Raw genomic sequence first — 1628 nt, forward strand, 5'->3', positions numbered from 1 at the left:
GAGTTCCGGCTGGATGAGGCGGAGCGGGCGTACGAGCTGTTCGATCAGCGCAAGATCGGCAAGGGCGTCTTCATTTTCGACTGACGCAGATGTCATAGGTCATTTGAGAGGCAAGGCAGTGACCACAACCCAGCAGAACCTCCCCCTGTGCGAGCAGGCCCAGGGCTTCCTGTCCCGCGAGGCGCACCATCTCTTCATCGACGGCCAGAGGGTCCCGGCCGAGTCGGGGCAGACCCTGACCACGGCCAACCCCTCCACCGGGCAGGTCCTGGCCCGGCTCGCCGCCGGCGGCCAGGCCGACGTCGACCGCGCCGTCCTGGCAGCGCGGCGGGCGTTCGAGGGCCAGTGGAGCACCTGGACCCCTTACGAGCGCCAGGGGCTACTGACCCGCATCGCCCAGGTCCTGGACGAGCGGTTCGAGGAGCTGGCCCAGATCGAGGCCATGGACATGGGCGCCCCGGTCTCGAAGCTGCGCGGGGCCAAGGCCGCCTTGATGAAGATGCTCTCCTTCTTCGCCTCCCAGGCCACCAGCATCAGCGGCGAGACCCTGATGAACGGCATCCCCGGCAACGTCACCACGATGACGCTCAAGGCCCCGGTCGGGGTCATCGGCGGGATCATCCCCTGGAACGGTGCGCTCAACAGCCAGTTCTGGATCATCGGCGCCGTCCTGGCCAGCGGGTGCACCGCCGTGCTCAAGCCCGCCACGGAGGCGTCCCTGTCGGTGCTGCGGGTGGCCGAGATCCTGCACGAGGCCGGGGTCCCGGCCGGGGTCCTGAACGTGGTCACCGGCTCGGGCAGGGAAGCCGGGCACGCGCTGGCCGCGCACCCGAACGTGGACCGGGTCGCCTTCACCGGATCGACCCAGACCGGGCGCAGCATCATCGAGGCCTCCACGGTGAACATCAAGAAGCTGCAGCTGGAGCTGGGCGGGAAGTCCGCCGACATCGTCTTCGCCGACGCGGACCTGGACAAGGCCGTCCCCGGCGCGGCGATGGGGGTCTTCGCCAACTCCGGCCAGATCTGCTTCGCCGGCACCCGGGTGCTGGTCCAGCGGCCCATCGTCGAGGAGTTCACCGAGCGGGTGCTGGCCTTCATGGACACCCTGCGGGTCGGGCACAGCCTCGACGACGCAGCCAACCTGGGCCCGGTCATCAACCAGACCCAGCTGGAGAACGTCCTGAACTACATCGACATCGGCCAGAACGAGGGCGCCGAACTGCTCCGCGGCGGCCACAGGCTCGGCGGCGAACTCGAGAACGGCTACTTCGTCCAGCCCACCGTCTTCGGCGGCGTGACCAACCAGATGCGCATCGCCCGCGAGGAGATCTTCGGCCCCGTCCTGTCGATCATGCCCTTCGACGACGTCGAGGAGGCCATCGCCATCGCCAACGACAACGACTACGGCCTCGGCGGAGCAGTCTGGTCCCAGAACATCTCCACCGCCCTGCGCGTCCTCCAGGGCGTCCACACCGGCACCATGTGGGTCAACTGCTACGGCTACATCGACCCCCTCGTAGGCTTCAACGGCACCAAGCTCAGCGGCTACGGCTCCAAGGGCACCTCCGCCCACATGGACACCTACCTCTACACCAAGAGCGTCTACATCCAACTCTGACCACAGCGGC

General features: G+C 67.9%; 1 protein-coding gene. It reads left to right on the forward strand.

Annotated features, from left to right (window positions below):
* Positions 1-118 precede the first annotated feature (118 nt).
* Positions 119-1618 (forward strand): aldehyde dehydrogenase family protein, encoded by a 1500-nt coding sequence (locus E6A21_RS17695; RefSeq protein ID WP_212745974.1) that lies wholly within the window; start codon positions 119-121, stop codon positions 1616-1618.
* Positions 1619-1628: the final 10 nt, after the last annotated feature.

The organism is Sinomonas susongensis, assembly GCF_005877005.1.
GTDB classification, from domain to species: Bacteria; Actinomycetota; Actinomycetes; order Actinomycetales; family Micrococcaceae; genus Sinomonas; species Sinomonas susongensis.